We start from the raw sequence: 20,211 nt of genomic DNA, 5'->3' as shown, positions 1-20,211 counted from the left end.
CGCGCCGGCTGGCACGCTGAGAATGTGCCTGTGGAGCGAGCTTGCTCGCGAAAAACCTGAGGGCGCCGCGTACTCCAAGCATGCCAGCGTCATCGTTAACGTTCTTCGCGAGCAAGCTCGCTCCTACAGTGGGGCGGCTTTACCCTTTAGTTGATGGCCTGATCAATCCCCGCCTGCAAGGCCTGGCTCTCACTGTGCCCACCCGCTCGCAGCGGGCCCAGATTTAAGGCTTGGTCCTTGCGCGTGGCGTCGTCGTGTTTCTGCGTCAGTTCGTCTTTGGCGCCCAGGGCCAGGTTGACCGGTGACTTCGAAACGTTCAGCCCGACATCGGCACGGTAGTCGCTGCCGGCCAGTGTGGTTGCGGTGACCTTGGAGCCACCCAACTCGACCTTGCCATTGGGCGCACTGATCCGCGCGCCCGTGAGCTGGGTATCACCCTTCACCAGCAGGTTGACGCCGTGGCCTGCGCGAATGCCTGACGCCTGGGTGACGCTGTCCTTGACCACATGGCTGACATCCAGATACAGGGTCGGGGTGTAGCTGGTGTTGCCGCTCTTGTCGCCGAACAACACGCTTTCGGCGGTGTTGGCCACCTTGCTGCCGGTGGTGTCTTTGCCACTGACGGTGTAGCTGTCGCTGGTTTTTGGCCAGACCTTATCCTTGAAGCCAGACAGGCGTGTGCCCAGGGCGTCGGTCTTGTCTGCCAGGTAAGCCTTGGCCTTGTCCACGCGGGTGCCGAAGGCGCCGCGGGGCTCTGGGTTTACGTCGTAGCTGGCGCTGCGGGTGAGTTTTTCGCCCAGGCGTTCCTTGGCATTGACCGCGCTGTTGACCACGCTGTCCTTGGCCGACGCCAAGTGCCCCGTGCCTTTGTCGACGACGTTCTCCAGCTTGTCGCGATGCTTGTCGAACGCACCTTCAGCCTTGGCTTGTACCTTGTCCTTCAGTGGGCCGGTGGTTTTGGCCAGCTTACCCACCACCCCCGGCTGGTTTTTTTCGACATCCAGCCTGGCGTCGACATTTACCTGGGTGCTGTTGATCTGGTCCTTGCGGCTTTCTACAACGAGGTCGCCGCCCACCGTGCCCTGCACCTTGTCGGCGTCGATACGCGCTCCGGCCAGATGGGTATCGCCGGCACTGTTGAGGGTGACGTCACCCGCCGTGATCAGGCTGTTGTGCTGGGTAGTGCCTTGCAAGTGATCCACATCGACCTTGGCCCGCGCATTGATGCCGCGCTGGGTCTTGGGTGTCTCATGTTCACCGGCGTTGGCCAAGGTGGTTTTGCCGACGCTGCCCCCTGCGCCCAGGGTGACGCCCCAGTTGCCGTGGGCCTGGGTCGATTGCGCAGACTCTTGCAGAATGCCTCCGTTTTGCGCATCCAGGCTAACGCTGGCTGCGCTGACCTGAGTGCCCTGTAAGTGGATGGCATCGGTTGCATCAGCGCCGCTGGCGAGGCTGACCTTACCGCTGCTGTGCAACTGCCCGACGACGGCGCTCTGGTCGTTTTCCGCCACTTTGCCAATGTTGAAATTGGCGCTGAGGCTGCCGGTCTTGCTGCTGCTTTCGGCGCTGCTGGTCTTGCCGGCACCGAGGGTCAGGCCGCCGCCCAGGTTGCTGCCGTTGCTGACGTGGCTATCGGTGGCAGCTTGCAGGTTTAGCTTGCCGCCGGCATTGAGGCTGATATCGCCAGCCTTTGCGCCCGTGCTGCCGATCTGCGTGCCTTGCAGGGTCATGTCTGCGCCGCTGCTGAACTGAACGGGGCCGCTGCCTTGAATGGTCGCGACCTGTGCCTGGCTGTCCTGAGTGTCCAGGCGCTTGTTATCCAACTGCACGCCGGCACCGAGGTTGATGTTGCTGCCATTCGCACCGGGCGCGGTGCCCACCGTCAGTGAGCCGTTGCCGCGCAGCGTGCTGCTGTTTTTGCTCTGGGTGTTGGTGGCCTGGTTGAGCGCCAGCTCACCGCCGGTCTTGAGGTTAACCCCGGCCTGGCCGCCGTCGAACTGGCTGCCTTCATAACGGGCATCGCCCTTGGCCTCGATGCTCACGCCTTGGCTGGCCACATAGCTGCCGAGCACCGCCGTGCTGGTGGATTCGCGCACATCGCTGTTGCCGCCCAGGCCGCTGCCGCGCACGTTCACGTCTTCACCGGTGGTGGTATAGACCCGCACGCCAGCCTTGGCGTCCACGCTTTGCTCGCTGCTGCTGTGGGTGTTGGCCGCTGCCGTGGCCAGGTGCTCGCCGGCCTTGATGTTCAGCCCGCCCTCGGTGGCGCGGTACTGGGTGCCCTCGTCCTGCAACGTGCCGGCTGCATTGACCTGCACCGCGGCGCCACTGAACTGGCTGACCACGGCGGTGCTGTCTTGCGTTGTGCCGGTTTTGTTCGTGTGCCCGACTTCCACATCCAGGCCGACATTGGGTTGCTCGAACGCGTCCAGCAAACCGGGCTGATGGAACTTGGCCTGGGCCACGCCCTCGACGGCTTTTTCGATCGGGCGGGTAATGCCTTTGTATTCCACATTGGCGCCAACATCGGCGGTCCAGCCGTTTTCCTTGTGGGTGCTGGTCTCGGTGGAATGGGCAGCCTGGTTGTCGATCTGACCCGCGTTGACCTGCAGTTCGGCGCCGGCCTTGGCCTGTGCACCCTCGCTGGTGAAGGTGTTGCCAGCGTTGATGGTCAGCTTGCCGGTCGCGGCCACGGTGCTGGTTTGCGCGGTGGTTTTTTCAGTGGTGTCTTGGCTGCTTTGGTGGCTGAACTGAGCGCCACTGCCTGCCCGATCAATGCCGCCGGTGTAGTAGAAACTGCCGCCGGTGGTGGTGGTGTCGACGGCTTCGGTGCGCTTGTCGTGGGCGGCCAACAGCTCGACGTTGTTGCCGCTCAGGGTGGCATCGCCTGCGGTTGCCTTGAGGTCCGAACCCTGGATGCTCACATCGCCACCGGCCTTTACTACGACACTGCCGCCCTTGAGGCTGGAACCCTGCTGCTGGGTGGTGTCGGTCTTGCGGGTTTGCTGCTGGTCTTCATAGCTCAACCCCGCACGGTACTGGCGGCTGACGCCCTCGGTTTCCTTGGCGTAGCCATCGAAGCCACGGCTATGGGTGCGAGTGGTGTCGTGGGTGGTGTTCTCGGCGGCAACGACCTTGATATCGCCCTTGGCATCCGCTTGCAGTTCACCCGCGGCGGCTACCTGGGAGCCACTGACGGTGATGTCCTTGGCACTTTGCAGCTTGAGGTTGCTGTCCGAGCGCAGGTCGCTGGCAACCACGGTGCTGTCCTTGAGGTTCTTGCGGCTTTCATCCTTGGAGAGGCCGAAGAATTTGCTGTCATTGTTGTAGCGGTTGTCGTGGGAGCTGTCCTGCACGCCGTCGATCACCAGCGAACCTTTGTCGCTGATGACATTGGCCTGCTTGCCGCCACGGGCCTGGCTACCGCTGATGCGCACGTCGTCGGCCTTGACGATCAGCTTGCCGTCGGCGTTGACCTTGCTGCCGGTGTTCGACGTCTTGCCCTGGTCACCGTCGCCTTGCTTGCCGAAGAAGCTGCCACCGGTGAGGTCGCCGGAGTAGGCGTTGTCGCGGCTGCTCTGGGTACGGCTGGCGCTGGTGATTTCTACGTGCCGGGCGGCCAGTTGAATATCGCCGGGGGTTTTCAGCTCGGCGCCTTGCACTTGCAGCTTCTGTTGGCTGGTCAGCTCCAGTGTCTTTCCGGCCTTGAGGCTGCTGGTGATACTGCGTTGTTCGCTGCTGGATTTATCCCAGTTGGCTTTCCACAGGTGTTTGCGATGGTTGCCCTGGTCGCGGCTTTCATGGGTTTCGGTGGCGGCGTTAACGTGCAGGTCGGCACCGCTGTCGACGCGCAGAGTGTTGCCCGCTTCCACATGGCTGGCTTTGATCTCGGTGTTGGCGCCGGAAGACAGCGCCGCGTCCTGTTGCGCCACGACCTTGTTGCCGTGCTGGCGCGAGTCTTTGTCGGTGGTGGTGCGGTCGTAGGTTTCGTAGGTGAACAAGAAGTTGCTGTTGTTCCACTGCTCACGCTTTTCCTGGAGCTTGCGGCTTTCCAGGCTGCTGAGGGTCAGGTTGCGGCTGGCGTCGAGTTTGACGTTGCGCCCGCTGACGTCGGTGGCGGCCAGGTTCAAGTCCTTGGCACTGTGCAAATCGACATCGCCCTGGCGGCTGTGCACGCCAGCGCGGGTGGCGTCGAGGCTGTCGGCATGCACATGGCCGCTGATGTCGAGGTCGCCGGCCGAACTGATCTTCACCCCGTCAGTGCCTTGCACCTGCACACCGCCCACACGCACACCGGCGCCCTCGGCGGTGCTGATGATGTTGATGCGCCCGGCCTGCATGGCGCCGAACAGGCGTGCGTCGATGCGTTGGTCCTGGGTCTTGCTGGCCGGGTCGACTTGGCGCACTTGCCCGCTGGCGAAATCGACCTGATTACGGCCCACCGTGAGGTTCAATTGATCGCGGGCGCTGAGGCGACCTTCGCTGTCGATGCGCGGCGCGATTAGGTTGATAGAGCCCTCGCGGTTGTGCAGGCCCTGGCCTTGCACTGTCAGTTGGCCGTTGGCATCGCGGGTGCTCAAGGCTTGCAGCTTGCCGTCGTTGAGTTCAGGGCGGCCGACCACCAGGTTGGCATTGGGCGTGTTGATGAAACTGCCGCCATTCACCGAAATGCCGTTAGGGTTGGCCAGCACGTAATCGGCTGCCTGGCCAAAAATCTCCTGGGCGCCGTTGAGGGTCGAGGCGTTGCGGCTGATCACTTCATTGAGGATCACGCTCGCCGCCTGGCCCTGGAACTGCGGGTTGGCTGCCAACTGCCCGGCGAGTTGGGACTGGCCAGCCTGCAAGGCGTTGTTCAACACCAGGCCCTGGCGGTCGACGTTGTAGTCCAAAAACTGGTTATGGGACAGGCCACCGGCGTTCGGCGCGACGATGTTGACGATGGGTACACCGCCCTGGTTTTGCAGTTGCGGCGTGCCGCCAGGGCCTTCGACGACGGTCAAGCCTGCGGCGAGCGCGAGTTGCGGCAGCAGGAACAGGCTGGCGATGGCCCAGCGCAGTTTGCCCTGGGGTGAAAGGTGGAAGCTGTGTGGAGTAGTCGGCATAAATAATCTCGCTCTGTGTTGGCTGATCCACGACGCGCGTTGTTCGTTGCAACGCTGCTGGAGTGGCCAGGTACGGCGGTGACTCAGGCAAAAAACGGGTGTGAGCTCATATCTGCACGCTAAGGCGCGTCAGCCAGACCTCCGGCTCCTGGCGAAAACCTGTAGGGGTGTTGAGGTTGCGTTGGTAGTCGACGTCGAGCTGCACGTTCTTCCAGCTCAGGTTGAGCCCCGCGCTGGCGCCGCTCAGGCGTTGGCTCCGGGCACCGTGTTCGTGCTTGACCCAGCCGTTGTCCAGGCCCAGGCGCGGGGTGAGCTTCACCGGCAAGTCAGTGTTGAGCGGCAGGCGCAAAGTGTTGCGCCATACCGTGCCAATGGCACCGGAAGTACTGTTTTCGCGGTAGCCGCGCACGGCCGAGTCGTCGGTGATCAGCAGTTGTTCGATGGCGGGCAATGCATCCGGGCTGTACTGCACCGATAACTGGCTTTGCCACTGCCACGGCTGCACTGCCCATTGGCCGTTGCGCCATTGGGTGAGGTTGGCGCGGTACTTTTGAAACTGCGCCTTGGGCCGGTTTTTCTGCACCTGGCTGGCATCGCGATCGGCGCCGAACCAGGTCAGGCCCTGGGCGTAGTTGACGTCCAGGTTCCACACCGCACTGTTGAGCCAGAACAGGTTCAGGCCCGCTTCGGCCACGGTCAGCGTCGGGCTCTGGATGTCCAGGTGTACCTTTTGCAGGTAGCTGTCGACGTCTTTGTAGGCCAGTTGCAGGTTGGCGCTCAGTTGGTGGCCCTGGTCGCGCCACAGCACACGGTCGCTGCGCAGGCTGACTTGATCGGTGCGGCCACTGTTGTAGAACGTGGCACGGCTGAGCTTGAACGGCGAGCGGTATTCGGCATGGCTGGCGAACAGGCTGTAGGTCCAGTAACCGTAGGGGATCGAGTAGAACAGGCTGTGGCTGCGGCTGTAGCGCGGCCCATGGTTGAGCGTGTCGCTGAAGCTCAGGTTGAGCGAGTCGTTGATTTGCAGCGGGCTGTCCAGGCTCAAGTTGATTGCATTGCGATCCCGCCCGGTGCCGGCGCTGCCGAGGTTATCCACCCCCAGGCCCAGGGCCCAGCGCGAGGCGCTGCTGCGCGTGCGCAGGATGATGCGCGAGGCGCCCGCTGTGCTGCCTGGGGCGATGTCGGCGGTGAGGTCGACCGAGCGTAGGCGGTTGAGCTGGTCCAGGCCCTGTTCCAGGTCTCGCAGGTTCAGTGGTTTGCCGAGCATGCCGGGGAATGCCCCGCCCAATGACACCGGCAGGCTCTGGTCGGCCAGCTCGATGGTCTCCAGGTAGCCTTCTTCGACGTGAATATCCAGCGGCTGCCCGGCGGTGGGTGCACTGATCAGGTAGGGGCGGCTGGCGATATAACCGGCCTCGACATACAGCCGGGTGATCTCGGCCAGCAGGCGGTTGATCTGGGTGACGCCCATGCAAGGCGCCACGTAGGGCTCGATGTGTTTGTCCAACTCGGCACGGCTGAACAGCGTGACCCCGGCCAGGCGCGTACCGCTCAAGGGCCAGCAGTGTTCATCCCTGGCGATGTCCGTGGGCAAGGCGGGTATGGCCGCTGGTGTACCGAAGCTGCCGCGTTGCATCTGGCGTTGGCGCTGCTCCAGGTGTAATTGCTGCAGGTCGCGTTGCTGTTGTTGCTGCAAGCGCAGGGCTTCCTGGCCTGGCTGCGGCACCTCGGCGCCAGCCACGGGCAGCGCCCACAGGCAGAGCAGGGCGATACCCAGATTACGGATACAACACAAGTGTCCGGTTGAGAGCTGATTTGGCACTCGACATCCTTAACGTAGAAATACACACGATCCATACCGTTTGAGCCAGCGTTGAACTCAGCGGTAGTTGCCCTACTTGAGTGAGTGGTCGACGGTTTGTTACATCGCTGTAGGATTTATTACACAAGACGTAAGAAAAATCGCGTAATTCAGTGCTTAAATGCACAAAATTAGGGCGCGCCAGGGTGTGGGGGCCTGATATTCCTGATTTTTCAGGCGTGTGGGAGGGAAAGGGGCGGTTTTGATTGTTGTGCAGGCATCGCCTAATCGGCGTGTCGCGGCCAGGGATCGGGCACTTGGCCGGGTCACCAGATTAGGCTTTTGAATCCATTGGATATTCTGTAGCCTTGCGCAGCTTTAAGCTTTACCCGTGCTTGATGAACAAAAACACTTCGTCCGGCGGCGCCCGAAGGGCTCCGGAGCCGGTGGTACACTCGACTTTCGCGCTACTGCGCCTGCAGGTCTTGCGAACATGACGCACATTTCCGAACGCCTACTGGTTCAAGCCCACCTCGACGCCAAGCAGCCCAAGGTGCTCAGCGCTGCTGAAGAGGCGAGCCTGCGAACCGCCATTGCCGCCGAGCTCAAGGCTCAGGACGCGGTGTTGGTTGCCCACTTTTATTGCGACCCGGTGATTCAGGCCCTGGCCGAAGAAACCGGTGGCTGTGTTTCCGACTCCCTGGAGATGGCGCGCTTCGGTGCCGCCCACCCTGCCAAGACCGTACTGGTGGCTGGCGTGCGTTTCATGGGGGAGACCGCCAAGATCCTCACGCCTGAAAAACGCATCCTGATGCCGACCCTGGAAGCCACCTGCTCCCTGGACCTGGGTTGCCCGGTGGATGAGTTTTCCGCGTTCTGCGATCAACACCCCGAGCGCACCGTGGTGGTGTACGCCAACACCTCGGCGGCGGTCAAAGCCCGGGCGGATTGGGTGGTGACCTCCAGCTGCGCGCTGGAAATCGTCGAAAGCCTGATGGACAACGGCGAGACCATTATCTGGGGCCCGGACAAACACCTGGGCACCTACATCCAGCGCCAGACCGGTGCCGACATGCTGCTGTGGGACGGTGCCTGCATCGTCCACGAAGAGTTCAAGTCCAAGCAGCTCGAAGACATGAAGGCGCTCTACCCGGATGCAGCGATCCTGGTGCACCCGGAGTCACCGACTTCGGTGATCGAACTGGCGGACGCGGTGGGTTCCACCAGCCAGCTGATCGCCGCAGCGCAACGCTTGCCGAACAAAACCTTTATCGTCGCCACCGACCGCGGCATCTTCTACAAGATGCAGCAGCTGTGCCCGGACAAAGTCTTCGTCGAAGCGCCTACCGCCGGTAACGGTGCAGCCTGCCGCAGTTGCGCGCACTGCCCGTGGATGGCGATGAATACGCTGGAGCGCACGTTGCAATGCCTGCGCGAGGGCAGTAATGAGATCTTCGTGGAACCGGCGGTGATTCCGCAGGCGGTACGGCCGCTCAAGCGCATGCTCGACTTTACCCAGGCAGCACGGTTGAAACTGGCCGGCAACGCCTGATCCTCAGGCTGAGACAAATCAAAATGTGGGAGCTGGCTCCCACAGTTGATCTGTGATGCGCTTGAGTTACTTCTTTTGCTTCGGGATTCGCACCAACTGCGTATCCGAATAGATGTCATGCCAGCTGCGTTTGTGTTTATCGAACAACGACCAGATAAACCCCAACCCCACGCACAGCCATGACGCAATCGACACCACAAAACGCAACAGTGCCTGCCACAGGCTGATCCGCGACCCGTCAGCGTTCTGCACGCGCACCCTCCACACCTGCATGCCCAGGGTTTGCCCCGAATGGGTCCAGAACTTGGCGAAAAACCCGAACAGCACGAACAGCAGCAGAGTCGACAGCAACGGGTCACCGTCCAGCGCGCCGGACTCGGTGAGCGTGCGCATCTTCGCTTCGCCCACGAAGGCGATCCACACCAGCTTGTAGATAAACGCGGTGACGATCAGCAGGGCGGTGCACAGCAGGAAATCGTAGAACATCGCTGCCAGGCGACGGCCCAGGCCAACGGCGGGGAATTCGCCCTGGGGGCTCAACAGGGGTTTGGACATGGCAGGGCTCTCTGGAGAAAGCACGCAGTTTACGCAATGGCGCCCATAAAAAAGCCCCTGATGTCATATCAGGGGCTTTTTGTCGCAGCAAGGATCAGCCTTCTGCTTGTACTTCGTCAGCCTGCAGGCCTTTTTGGCCTTGTACTGAAACGAAGGTGACCTTCTGGCCTTCCTTCAGGCTCTTGAAACCGTTGCCCTGGATAGCGCGGAAATGCACGAACAGATCCGGGCCGCTTTCAGGAGTGATAAAACCAAACCCTTTCTCGTCGTTGAACCACTTGACGGTACCGCTCTGACGTCCACCTTTATCCGACATTTTCTTCTTTCCTTTGACGCTAAAAATTAATGACAGCCCCTTTCACACGAAAGAGTACTGGGCTGGGTTGCAGGAAAGTAAGAGACGTCGAACGGGTTGTAGCAAACTACTTGAGCTACTGCCCAGGTCCAGGTTCCAAGCGACCCATGCAAACACAGTGGGCAAACTCTACGCCAACTAATATGAAAAAAACAAGCCCTTGTGCAGGCCCTTGTTTTATTGGGTCTCATGACACTTTGTTGAATGTTCTGATACCGGCTTATTCGATAGAGTTATTCACTTGTTATAGGGCGTCAGCTATAAAAAGCCTATCGTGAATGCACTGTTTTATGGCGGTTGCGTTACAGTTCAGTGCGCATTAACGCAACCGCGTTACTTATAGAAACAGTCAATCAGCCACGGTAGTAACGTTGCGGAACGAATGGCATTTTACTTACACGCAGTGGCACCTTTTTCCCACGTACCATTGCGCTAACTTCGGTATCCAATGCGACAAATGCGCTGTCCAGGTAACCCATCGCCAGCGGGCCGCCCAAGGTTGGGCCAAAGCCTCCGCTGCACACGCTGCCGATAACCGTCCCCTGTGCATCGACAATTTCAGCGCCTTCACGCACCGGGGTACGCTCCTGCGGCAGCAGGCCTACGCGTTTGCGCGCCACACCGGTTTGCTGTTGGGTGAAGATGCGGTCGGCGCCAGGGAAGCCGCCGGCCCGTGCGCCATCGGCACGCCGAGCCTTGGAAATCGCCCACAACAGGCTGGCTTCGATTGGCGTGGTGTCGGTATTCATGTCGTGGCCGTACAGGCACAGGCCGGCTTCCAGGCGTAGCGAATCACGGGCGCCCAGGCCGATGGCCTGCACTTCGGTTTCGGCCAGCAGGCTGCGGGCCAGGCTCTCGGCATTGGCCGCCGGCACGGAGATTTCAAAGCCGTCTTCACCGGTGTAGCCGGAGCGGCTGACGTAGCACTCCACGCCCAGCAAACGCAGGGTGGCAAATTGCATGAAGGTCATCTGGGTGACTTCAGGGGCCAGGCGCGCCAATACTTTCACTGCCGCCGGGCCTTGCAGGGCGAGCAGGGCGCGTTCTTCGAACAGCGGTTCGATGGTGCATTGGTCGCCGATATGTGTACGCAGGTGCGCCAGGTCCTGGTCCTTGCAGGCGGCGTTGACCACCAGGAACAATTCGTCGTTGCCCAGGTTGGCGACCATCAGGTCGTCGAGGATGCCGCCTTGCTCGTTGGTGAACATCGCATAGCGCTGCATACCCACTGGCAGGTCGATGATATCGACGGGCACCAGGGTCTCCAGGGCCTTGGCGGCATTCGCGCCGGTGAGGCGGATCTGGCCCATGTGGGAAACATCGAACAACCCGGCCTGTTCACGGGTATGCAGGTGTTCCTTCATCACGCCCAATGGATACTGCACCGGCATGTCGTAGCCGGCGAAGGGCACCATGCGCGCGCCGAGTTCGAGGTGCAAGGCGTGCAGAGGAGTTTTCAACAGGGTTTCGGTGGACATATTCAGCTCCTGAAAAACGTGCCGACGCGCTTGTGGGCGTCAGCACTCGATAATGTTGACCGCCAAACCGCCACGGGCGGTTTCCTTGTATTTGCTTTTCATGTCGGCGCCGGTCTGGCGCATGGTGCGGATGACCTTGTCGAGGGACACAAAGTGCTGGCCGTCGCCACGCAGGGCCATGCGCACCGCATTGATCGCCTTCACCGAGCCCATGGCATTGCGCTCGATGCACGGCACCTGCACCAGCCCGCCAATGGGGTCGCAGGTCAGGCCGAGGTTGTGTTCCATGCCGATCTCGGCGGCGTTTTCCACTTGGGACACGCTGCCGCCCAGCACTTCACAGAGTGCGCCTGCGGCCATGGAACAGGCCACGCCGACTTCGCCCTGGCAACCGACTTCGGCGCCTGAGATCGAAGCATTTTCCTTGTACAAAATGCCGATGGCGGCCGCGGTGAGCAAAAAGCGCACCACACCGTCTTCGTTCGCGCCGGGGATGAAGCGCATGTAGTAGTGCAGCACGGCGGGAATGATCCCAGCCGCGCCATTGGTGGGCGCAGTGACCACGCGCCCGCCATTGGCGTTTTCTTCGTTGACTGCCAGCGCATACAGGTTGACCCAATCGAGCACCGACAGCGGGTCGCGCAGCGCCGACTCCGGGTTCTTGCACAACTGCCGATGCAAGGCCGCCGCCCGGCGCTTGACCTTCAAGCCTCCGGGCAAGATACCTTCGTTGCGACAGCCGGCATCGACGCAGTCCTGCATGACCTGCCAGATCTTCAACAACCCGCTGCGGGTTTCGGCTTCCGGGCGCCAGGCACTTTCATTGGTCAGCATCACCTGGCTGATAGACAGGCCATAGGTGGCGCAATGGCCGAGCAAGTCCTTGGCGTGTTTGAACGGGAAGGTCAGGGGTGTGGCGTCTTCGACGATACGGTCGGCGCCCGCCGCGTCTTCATCCACCACGAAACCGCCACCGACCGAGTAGTACTCGCGGCTACGGGTCTGAATGCCGGCGGCGTCAAAGGCACGAAAGATCATGCCGTTGGGGTGATAGGCAAGGGGCTTGCGAATCATCGCCAGGTGTTCTTTCTCGTTGAACGCAATGCTGTGTTCGCCGAGCAGGTTGAGGCGCCCGTCACTGCGCATCTGCGCCAGGCGTGCAGCCACGGTTTCGGTATTCACGGTGTCCGGATGTTCGCCTTCCAGGCCCAGCAACACAGCCTTGTCGCTGCCGTGGCCTTTGCCGGTGGCGCCCAGCGATCCATAGAGTTCCACCTTGATGCCGCAGGTGGCGTTGAGCAGGTTGTCACGCTTGAGCCCCTCGACGAATCGAGCGGCGGCACGCATCGGGCCGACGGTGTGGGAACTGGAGGGGCCGATGCCAATCTTGAACAGGTCGAACACGCTAAGGGACATGGTTGTTCTCCGGTTTCTTATTATTTTCTGAAAGCCGACTCGGTCAAATGTGGGAGCGGGCTTGCTCGCGAAAGCGGTGGGTCAGTCAAATAATCAACATCTGAAAGACCGCATTCGCGAGCAAGCCCGCTCCCACATTTTTGACCGGGTGCATCCTCAGGTTATGCGTAGCTCTCGATCGACGGGCACGCACACACCAGGTTGCGATCACCAAACACGTTGTCGACCCGACCCACCGGCGGCCAGTACTTGCCTTCGATCAATGAAGCCACCGGGTACACCGCTTGTTCACGGCTGTATGGGTGGCTCCATTCGCCCACCAGTTCAGCGGCGGTGTGCGGCGCGTTCTTGAGCGGGTTGTCGTCCTTGTCCAGAGTGCCGTTTTCCACTGCGCGAATCTCTTCGCGGATGGCGATCATGGCGTCGCAGAAGCGGTCCAGCTCTTCCTTGGATTCACTTTCGGTCGGCTCGATCATCAAGGTGCCGGCCACCGGGAACGACATGGTCGGTGCATGGAAACCAAAATCGATCAGGCGCTTGGCCACGTCGTCCACGCTGATGCCGCTGCTGTCTTTCAACGGGCGCAGGTCCAGGATGCATTCGTGGGCTACCAGGCCATTGCTGCCGGTGTACAGCACGGGGTAGTGCTCTTCCAGGCGGCGGGAAATGTAGTTGGCATTCAGGATCGCCAACTGCGACGCGCGCTTGAGGCCGGCGCCGCCCATCATGCTGATGTACATCCAGGTGATCGGCAAAATGCTCGCGCTGCCGAACGGCGCGGCGCACACCGCGCCCTCTTTGCGTTCCATGGCCGCGTGGCCGGGCAGGAATGGCGTGAGGTGCGACTTGACGCCAATCGGGCCAACGCCCGGGCCGCCACCGCCGTGGGGAATACAGAAGGTCTTGTGCAGGTTCAGGTGGGACACGTCGCCGCCGAACTTGCCCGGTGCGCACAGGCCGACCATCGCGTTCATGTTGGCGCCGTCGATGTACACCTGGCCGCCGTTGTCATGAATGATCCCGCAGATTTCGCGGATACCTTCCTCGAACACGCCGTGGGTGGACGGGTAGGTGATCATCAGCGCAGCGAGGTGCTCGCGGTGCTCGATGGCCTTGGCGCGCAGGTCTTCGATATCGACGTTGCCGCGCGCGTCGCAAGCGGTGACCACCACGCGCATGCCGGCCATGTTGGCGGTGGCAGGGTTGGTGCCGTGGGCTGACGACGGGATCAGGCAGATGTCGCGACGTGCTTCGCCACGGCTCTGGTGATAGGCGCGGATGGCCAGGAGGCCGGCGTACTCACCCTGGGAACCGGCGTTGGGTTGCAGGGAGATCGCGTCGTAACCGGTCGCTGCACATAGCATGGCTTCCAGTTCGCTGGTCAGTTGCTGGTAGCCGGCGCTTTGCGCGGCGGGGGCGAATGGGTGCAGGGCACCGAATTCGGCCCAGGTCACCGGGATCATTTCGCTGGCGGCGTTGAGCTTCATGGTGCACGAACCCAGCGGGATCATGGTGCGGTCCAGGGCCAGGTCCTTGTCGGCCAGCTTGCGCAGGTAGCGCATCAGCTCGGTTTCCGAGTGATAACGGTTGAACACCGGGTGGCTGAGGATCGGCGACTGGCGCAGCAACGCGCTCGGCAGGGTGCTGTCGGTGGCGGCAAAGGCTGGCAGGGTTTTGCCGTCCGCGAAGATGGCCCACAAGGCCTCGATATCGGCCTGGGTGGTGGTTTCGTCGACCGACAGGCCAACGCGCTCGCCATCCACCACGCGCAGGTTGATGCGCTGGGCGCGGGCCTTGTCGTGCAGGGCGGCGGTGTGGGCGCCGGTGTTGAGGGTCAGGGTGTCGAAGAAGTGTGCCTGCTCGACGTTCTGGCCCAGGGCCGTCAAGCCCTTGGCCAGGATCGCGGTCAGCTGGTGAATGCGCTGGGCGATCTGGGTCAGGCCTTTGGGGCCGTGGTACACGGCGTACATGCTGGCGATGTTGGCCAGCAGCACTTGAGCGGTGCAGATGTTGCTGGTGGCTTTCTCGCGGCGGATATGTTGCTCGCGGGTCTGCATGGCCAGGCGCAGGGCCGGCTTGCCGAAGCGGTCGACGGAAACACCGACCAGACGGCCTGGCATGTCGCGCTTGAACGCATCCTTGGTGGAGAAGTACGCCGCGTGCGGGCCACCGAAGCCCAGTGGCACGCCAAAGCGCTGTGCGCTGCCAATGGCGACGTCGGCGCCGAATTCACCCGGCGGCGTCAGCAGGGTCAGGGCCATCAGGTCGGCGGCTACGGCGACCAGGGCGTTGGCGGCGTGGAAGCGCTCGGTCAGCTCGCGGTAATCGAATACATCGCCGTTACTGGCCGGGTATTGCAGCAGGGCGCCGAAGAACGCGCTGACGTCGGTCAGTTCACGCTCATCGCCGACCACCACATCGATGCCCAAAGGTTCAGCACGGGTGCGCAATACGTCGAGGGTTTGCGGGTGGCTGTGCACCGACGCGAAGAACGCGTGGCTGCCTTTGTTCTTGCTCAGGCGCTTGCAGAAGGTCATGGCTTCAGCAGCGGCGGTGGCTTCGTCAAGCAGGGAGGCGTTGGCAATCGGCAGGCCGGTGAGGTCGCTGATCAGGGTCTGGAAATTCAGCAGGGCTTCCAGGCGGCCTTGGGAAATCTCGGGTTGATACGGCGTGTAGGCGGTGTACCAGGCCGGGTTTTCCAGCAGGTTGCGCAGGATCGGCGACGGCGTGTGGCAGTTGTAATAGCCCTGGCCGATGTAGGTCTTGAACAGTTGGTTCTGGCTGGCGATGGCCTTGATCTTGGCCAGGGCCTCGGCTTCGCTCAAGCCGTCTTCCAGGCCGAGCACGCTGGTGCCCTTGATGCTTTCCGGGATCACGCTGGCGCTCAGGGCTTCGAGGGAATCAAACCCCAGGCTGGCGAGCATTTGCTGCTCATCTTCCTGGCGCGGGCCGATGTGGCGGGCGATGAATTCGTTGGCGGTGGTCAGATTAACGGTCATGGCGCGCTCCTCAAGCTTCAGCGTTGGCTTTGATCAGACGGTCGTACGCATCCTGATCCAACAGCTTAGCCACTGCATCGGCATCGGCGGGTTTAAAGCGGAAGAACCAGCCTTCGCCCATCGGGTCTTCGTTGACCAGTTCCGGGCTGCCATCGAGCTTGTCGTTGACTTCGAGGACTTCACCGTCCAACGGCATGTACACACCGCTGGCGGCCTTGACCGACTCCACGGTGGAGGCTTCGGCGCCCTTGGTATAAGCCTGCAACTCTGGCAGTTGCACGAAAACCACATCACCCAGCGCGTTCTGCGCAAAAGCGGTGATACCCACGGTGACGCTGCCATCGGCTTCGGCGCGCAGCCATTCGTGATCTTCAGTGAAACGCAACTCGCTCATGGAAACTCCTCAGGGCCAGAATCGTCTGGTGGACGGGATTGGAATAATGAGGAGTTGCTTAGCAATATCGCGGCCAACGTTATTAAGTCGTTATAGATCAAAGAGTTAATAAATTCCGCCAGAGGCTTAATCGAATGTGCTGTAGCGTTTTCGCTACAGTCGAGTGCGTGAAAAAAAGCCTATGTGGATCAAAGCCTTGCATGGCGCGCAAAAAACAGGGTTGTAGCGATATCGTTACGCTGTAGCGCTTTCAGTACACGGAGTGTCGTTCTCAGACCAAAACTGGATTGCGCCCATTGTAGGAGCGAGCTTGCTCGCGAAAATCGTCAACGATGACGCGGGAAGCCTGGATGAACCTGGCGCCCTCGGGTTTTTCGCGAGCAAGCTCGCTCCTACAGTGGATAAAGCATGGCTCAGGGTTTGTTGGGAATGCCGTACTTGCGCAGGCGATGGGCGATAGCCGTGTGGGAGGTTTGCAGCCGGCTGGCCAGTTGGCGGGTCGAGGGGTAGCGGCTGTAGAGGCTTTCCAGCAGGCTGCGCTCGAAATCTTCCACGGCCTGTTCCAGGCTGTCGACTTCACCATCGCTCTGGCGCGCCACGGAGGTGCCGGCGATGTCCAGGTCGCCGATGTCCACCAGGCTGCTTTCGCAGATGGCGGCAGCGCGGAAGATCACGTTTTGCAACTGCCGCACGTTGCCCGGCCAGTGGTTACCCAGCAGGGCTGGATAGGTACCCGGGGCCAGGCGGCAGACCGGGCGCTGGATCTGCGCGCAGGCTTGCTGCATGAAGTAGCGCGCCAGCAGCAGGATGTCCTGGCCGCGTTCACGCAAAGGCGGCACGGCGACGTTGAGCACGTTGAGGCGGTAAAACAGATCTTCGCGAAAGGTGCCTTCGCTGACCATCTTTTCCAGGTCGCGGTGGGTGGCGCTGAGGATGCGCACATTGACCTTCACTTCGCGGTCGCCACCCACGCGGCGAAAGCTGCCGTCGTTGAGAAAGCGCAGCAGTTTGGCTTGCAGGTACGGCGACATTTCACCGATCTCATCGAGGAATACCGTGCCCTGGTTGGCCAGCTCCATCAGCCCCGGTTTGCCACCGCGTTGCGCGCCGGTAAAGGCGCCAGGCGCATAGCCAAACAATTCGCTTTCGGCGAGGTTTTCCGGCAACGCCGCGCAGTTCAGTGCCAGAAACGGCGCACTGTGGCGCGTGCTGATGGCGTGGCAGGCGCGGGCCACCAGCTCTTTGCCGGTGCCGGTTTCGCCCTGGATCAGCAGCGGTGCATCCAGCGCCGCCACCCGTTGCGCCCGAGCCTTGAGCGTGCGGATCGCCGGGGACTCGCCCAGCAGCGCATCAAACCCTTCGGCATGGTCATGGTGCAGCGCCGACAGTTGTTCGCCGATGCGGTTGGGCTGGTAGAGGGTAAGCAGGGCGCCAGCGTCGGTGATCGGCGTGGCGCCCAGCAGCAAGGTCTGGCCGTTGACGCTGATCTCGCGCAACGGCAATCGAAAGCCCTGGTCCAGCAAGGTTTCCAGCAAGGCCGGATCATCGAACAGCTCGGCGATGCTCTCACCGGCCGGTTCACGCCCGTACAAGGCGATCAGCGCCGGATTGGCCAGCAGGATCTTGCCTGCACTGTCCAGGGCCAGCACCGGGTCGGTCATGGCCGCCAGCAGGGCGTCGAGTTGCAAGTGGCGACGCTGGCCCGGAAGGATGTCGACGACCTTTACCGCCTGCACGCCGTGCACGCTGAACAACGCATCGCGCAGCTCTTCAAGCACCTCGGCGCTGAGGGTCGGCGCATCGATATAGACATTGGGCGGCACCATTTCCACCGCATCCAGATTGAGATTGCGCCCACCGAGCAAGGCCAGGACTTCCTGGGTGATGCCGACGCGGTCGATGAAGCTGACGTGGATACGCATGGGGCGGATCTTGATTCTGGAGTGCTGAGGGTGGCCAGTATGCCTTGGAGCCGGTGGAGATCAAAATGTGGGAGCTGGCTTGCCTGCGATGGCGGTGGGTCAGTTACCGAAAATATCGTCTGACAGGTCGCTATCGCAGGCAAGCCAGCGCCCACATTCGATTGGGGGGCAGGTTATTCCAGGTGTTCGGGTTTGACCGGGTCGCCGGATTTCATATCCAACTGGTGGCGCACATCCTCAAACATCAGATCGTAATGCTTGTGCTGTGAACCGACGCTGCTATGGGTCTTGGGAATGCCGTATTTTTCGACAATCTTGGTCACATTGCTGGCGAAGTTGTAGGCCTGGTCCTTGGGCAGGAAAAAGGTTTCCTTCATGCCCTTGCCCTGGATGCTGCCGTGCAGGGTGAACTGCATGCCTTTGCCTTCGCGCTCATCCGTGAAGACTTCGTAGTCCAGGCACAGGTCGTAGCTGACATCGTCCTTGTTCAGCGCGTGTCGCTCGATATGCAGGTGACCGGGTTCAAAGATAGCCATAGGCGTTTCTCCTCAACTTCACAGGTAGGTGATGCCAGGTTTGGCCGTGCTGATGCGCGTGCCGGCGCTGCCCTGGACGATGGCTTCGATGTCCGAGAGTGAACCGATCACCGCAGTTTTGCCAGTCTGGCGGGCGAACTCGCAGGCGGCCTGGACCTTGGGCCCCATGGAGCCGGCGGCGAAGCCGAGTTTTTCCATGTCGTCGGGGTGGGCCTGGCCGATGGCCTTCTGGGTGGGCTTGCCGAAGTCGATAAAGGCGGCGTTGACGTCGGTGGCGATCACCAGCAAATCGGCCTCCAGTTGCGTGGCCAGCAAGGAGGAACACAGGTCTTTGTCGATCACGGCTTCAATGCCGCGCAGCTTGCCGTCTTCGCCATACATCGTCGGGATGCCGCCGCCACCGGCGCAGATCACGATGGCTTTTTTCTCCAGCAGCCATTTGATCGGGCGAATTTCAAAGATGCGTTTGGGGCGCGGGCTGGCGACCACGCGGCGGTATTTGTCGCCATCGGGCGCGATGGCCCAACCTTTCTCGGCGGCGAGTTTCTCGGCTTCGGCTTTGGCATACACCGGGCCGATGGGCTTGGTAGGGTTCTGGAAGGCCGGGTCCTTGGCGTCCACTTCGACCTGGGTGAGCAGGGTGGCGAACGGCACTTCAAAGTCCAGCAGGTTGCCCAGTTCCTGTTCAATGATGTAGCCGATCATGCCCTCTGTCTCAGCGCCCAGCACGTCCAGCGGGTAAGGCGAGACGCTGGTGTAGGCCGCTGCCTGCAATGACAGCAGGCCCACTTGCGGGCCATTGCCGTGGGCGATCACCAACTCGTTGCCGGGGTGGATCTTGGCGATCTGTTCGGTGGCGATATGGATGTTGGCCCGTTGATTGTCTGCGGTCATGGGTTCACCACGACGCAGGAGGGCGTTGCCGCCCAGGGCTACGACGATGCGCATACAGAATGTCCTTCTAGAATGATCGTTCCCACGCTCTGCGTGGGAATGCCTCACCGGACGCTCTGCGTCCGCTCTTGTGGCGCAGAGCGCCACTGGCTGCATTCCCACGCGGAGCGTGGGAACGATCAGAGTGGGGTTAGATATCCGCCAACGCCGACACCAGAATCGCCTTGATGGTATGCATGCGGTTTTCCGCCTGCTCGAAGGCGATATTGGCCGGCGACTCGAACACCTCTTCGGTCACTTCCACGCCATTGGCCAGGTGCGGATAGCGCGCCGCGATGTCCTTGCCGACCTTGGTTTCACTGTTGTGGAACGCCGGCAGGCAATGCATGAATTTCACCCGAGGGTTGCCCGAGGCTTTCATCATCTTGGCGTTGACCTGGTACGGCAGCAGTTGCTCGATGCGCTCGTCCCACGCTTCCACCGGTTCGCCCATGGACACCCAGATATCGGTGTGGATGAAATCCACACCTTTCACGGCTTCTTTCGGGTCTTCGGTGATGGTGATGCGTGCGCCGCTTTCCTCGGCAAAGGCCTGGCATTGCTTGATGAAATCTTCATGGGGCCACAGCGCTTTGGGCGCGCCGATGCGCACGTCCATGCCCAGCTTGGCGCCGATCATCAGCAGCGAGTTGCCCATGTTGTAGCGGGCGTCCCCGAGGTAGGCGTAGCTGATGTCATGCAGCGGCTTGTCGCTGTGTTCGCGCATGGTCAGGGTGTCGGCGATCATCTGGGTCGGGTGGAATTCGGCGGTGAGGCCGTTGAACACCGGCACACCGGCGAACTTGGCCAGCTCTTCGACGATTTCCTGCTCAAAGCCACGGTATTCAATGGCATCGAACATCCGGCCCAGTACGCGGGCGGTGTCTTTCATGCTTTCTTTGTGGCCGATCTGCGACGACACCGGGTCGATATAGGTGACGTGGGCGCCCTGGTCATGGGCCGCGACTTCGAAGGCACAGCGAGTGCGGGTGGAGGTTTTTTCGAAGATCAGTGCGATGTTCTTGCCCTGCAGGTGCGGACGCTCGGTGCCGGTGTATTTGGCGCGTTTGAGGTCGCGGGACAGGTCCAGCAGATAATGCAGCTCGCGAGTGGTGTGGTGCATCAGCGACAGCAGGCTGCGGTTGCGCATATTGAAAGCCATGATGAA

At 61.5% G+C, this 20,211-nt stretch carries 13 protein-coding genes; 1 reads left to right on the top strand and 12 read right to left on the bottom strand.

The window, feature by feature from the left end:
• Nucleotides 1–146: 146 nt before the first annotated feature.
• Together BMH52_RS27975 and BMH52_RS27970 are read right to left on the bottom strand one after the other, a co-directional pair.
• A complete protein-coding gene (locus BMH52_RS27975; protein ID WP_073845692.1) occupies nucleotides 147–5,102 on the bottom strand; it encodes a hemagglutinin repeat-containing protein in 4,956 nt (1,651 codons plus the stop codon).
• A gap of 106 nt (nucleotides 5,103–5,208) precedes the next feature.
• Nucleotides 5,209–6,879: a ShlB/FhaC/HecB family hemolysin secretion/activation protein gene (locus tag BMH52_RS27970; RefSeq protein ID WP_256575833.1), complete on the bottom strand. Its 1,671-nt coding sequence runs from the start codon at nucleotides 6,877–6,879 to the stop codon at nucleotides 5,209–5,211.
• Between the two features lie 517 nt (nucleotides 6,880–7,396).
• Between BMH52_RS27970 and nadA the strand changes: the two genes are divergently transcribed.
• Entirely contained in the window at nucleotides 7,397–8,455 is a 1,059-nt protein-coding gene (gene nadA / locus BMH52_RS27965) for a quinolinate synthase NadA (RefSeq protein ID WP_003193840.1), read from the top strand.
• Nucleotides 8,456–8,521: 66 nt separating this feature from the next.
• On the opposite strand, the gene BMH52_RS27960 is transcribed toward nadA, so the two are convergent.
• The 10 genes from BMH52_RS27960 to BMH52_RS27915 all read right to left on the bottom strand — a co-directional run bounded on the left by BMH52_RS27960 (nucleotide 8,522) and on the right by BMH52_RS27915 (nucleotide 20,205).
• On the bottom strand, nucleotides 8,522–9,010 hold the full coding sequence (locus BMH52_RS27960) for an RDD family protein (RefSeq protein WP_073845688.1): 489 nt from the start codon (nucleotides 9,008–9,010) through the stop codon (nucleotides 8,522–8,524).
• Between the two features lie 94 nt (nucleotides 9,011–9,104).
• Nucleotides 9,105–9,326: a cold-shock protein gene (locus BMH52_RS27955; protein ID WP_014719702.1), complete on the bottom strand. Its 222-nt coding sequence runs from the start codon at nucleotides 9,324–9,326 to the stop codon at nucleotides 9,105–9,107.
• A gap of 392 nt (nucleotides 9,327–9,718) precedes the next feature.
• Nucleotides 9,719–10,843, bottom strand: a complete 1,125-nt coding sequence (gene gcvT, locus BMH52_RS27950; RefSeq protein WP_038451322.1) for a glycine cleavage system aminomethyltransferase GcvT — start codon at nucleotides 10,841–10,843, stop codon at nucleotides 9,719–9,721.
• 39 nt (nucleotides 10,844–10,882) lie between these two features.
• Complete coding sequence (locus BMH52_RS27945; RefSeq protein ID WP_020303147.1) at nucleotides 10,883–12,259, bottom strand: L-serine ammonia-lyase; 1,377 nt, start codon at nucleotides 12,257–12,259, stop codon at nucleotides 10,883–10,885.
• Nucleotides 12,260–12,420: 161 nt separating this feature from the next.
• Entirely contained in the window at nucleotides 12,421–15,258 is a 2,838-nt protein-coding gene (gene gcvP / locus BMH52_RS27940; protein ID WP_073845686.1) for an aminomethyl-transferring glycine dehydrogenase, read from the bottom strand.
• A 10-nt stretch (nucleotides 15,259–15,268) separates the two neighbouring features.
• Nucleotides 15,269–15,652, bottom strand: a complete 384-nt coding sequence (gene gcvH / locus BMH52_RS27935) for a glycine cleavage system protein GcvH (RefSeq protein ID WP_014719698.1) — start codon at nucleotides 15,650–15,652, stop codon at nucleotides 15,269–15,271.
• A 413-nt stretch (nucleotides 15,653–16,065) separates the two neighbouring features.
• Nucleotides 16,066–17,574, bottom strand: coding sequence for a sigma-54-dependent transcriptional regulator (locus BMH52_RS27930; RefSeq protein WP_072435152.1), 1,509 nt, complete (start codon nucleotides 17,572–17,574; stop codon nucleotides 16,066–16,068).
• 173 nt (nucleotides 17,575–17,747) lie between these two features.
• A complete protein-coding gene (locus BMH52_RS27925; RefSeq protein WP_020303145.1) occupies nucleotides 17,748–18,110 on the bottom strand; it encodes a DUF5064 family protein in 363 nt (120 codons plus the stop codon).
• A gap of 18 nt (nucleotides 18,111–18,128) precedes the next feature.
• On the bottom strand, nucleotides 18,129–19,058 hold the full coding sequence (arcC, locus tag BMH52_RS27920) for a carbamate kinase (RefSeq protein WP_072435154.1): 930 nt from the start codon (nucleotides 19,056–19,058) through the stop codon (nucleotides 18,129–18,131).
• Between the two features lie 136 nt (nucleotides 19,059–19,194).
• Nucleotides 19,195–20,205: an ornithine carbamoyltransferase gene (locus tag BMH52_RS27915; protein ID WP_014719695.1), complete on the bottom strand. Its 1,011-nt coding sequence runs from the start codon at nucleotides 20,203–20,205 to the stop codon at nucleotides 19,195–19,197.
• Nucleotides 20,206–20,211 lie beyond the last annotated feature (6 nt).

This window comes from Pseudomonas sp. BTN1, assembly GCF_001907715.1.
Taxonomy (GTDB): Bacteria; Pseudomonadota; Gammaproteobacteria; order Pseudomonadales; family Pseudomonadaceae; genus Aquipseudomonas; species Aquipseudomonas paracarnis.
Note: the sequence above shows the minus strand (reverse complement) of the source record. Positions and strands in the feature narration are given on the sequence as shown.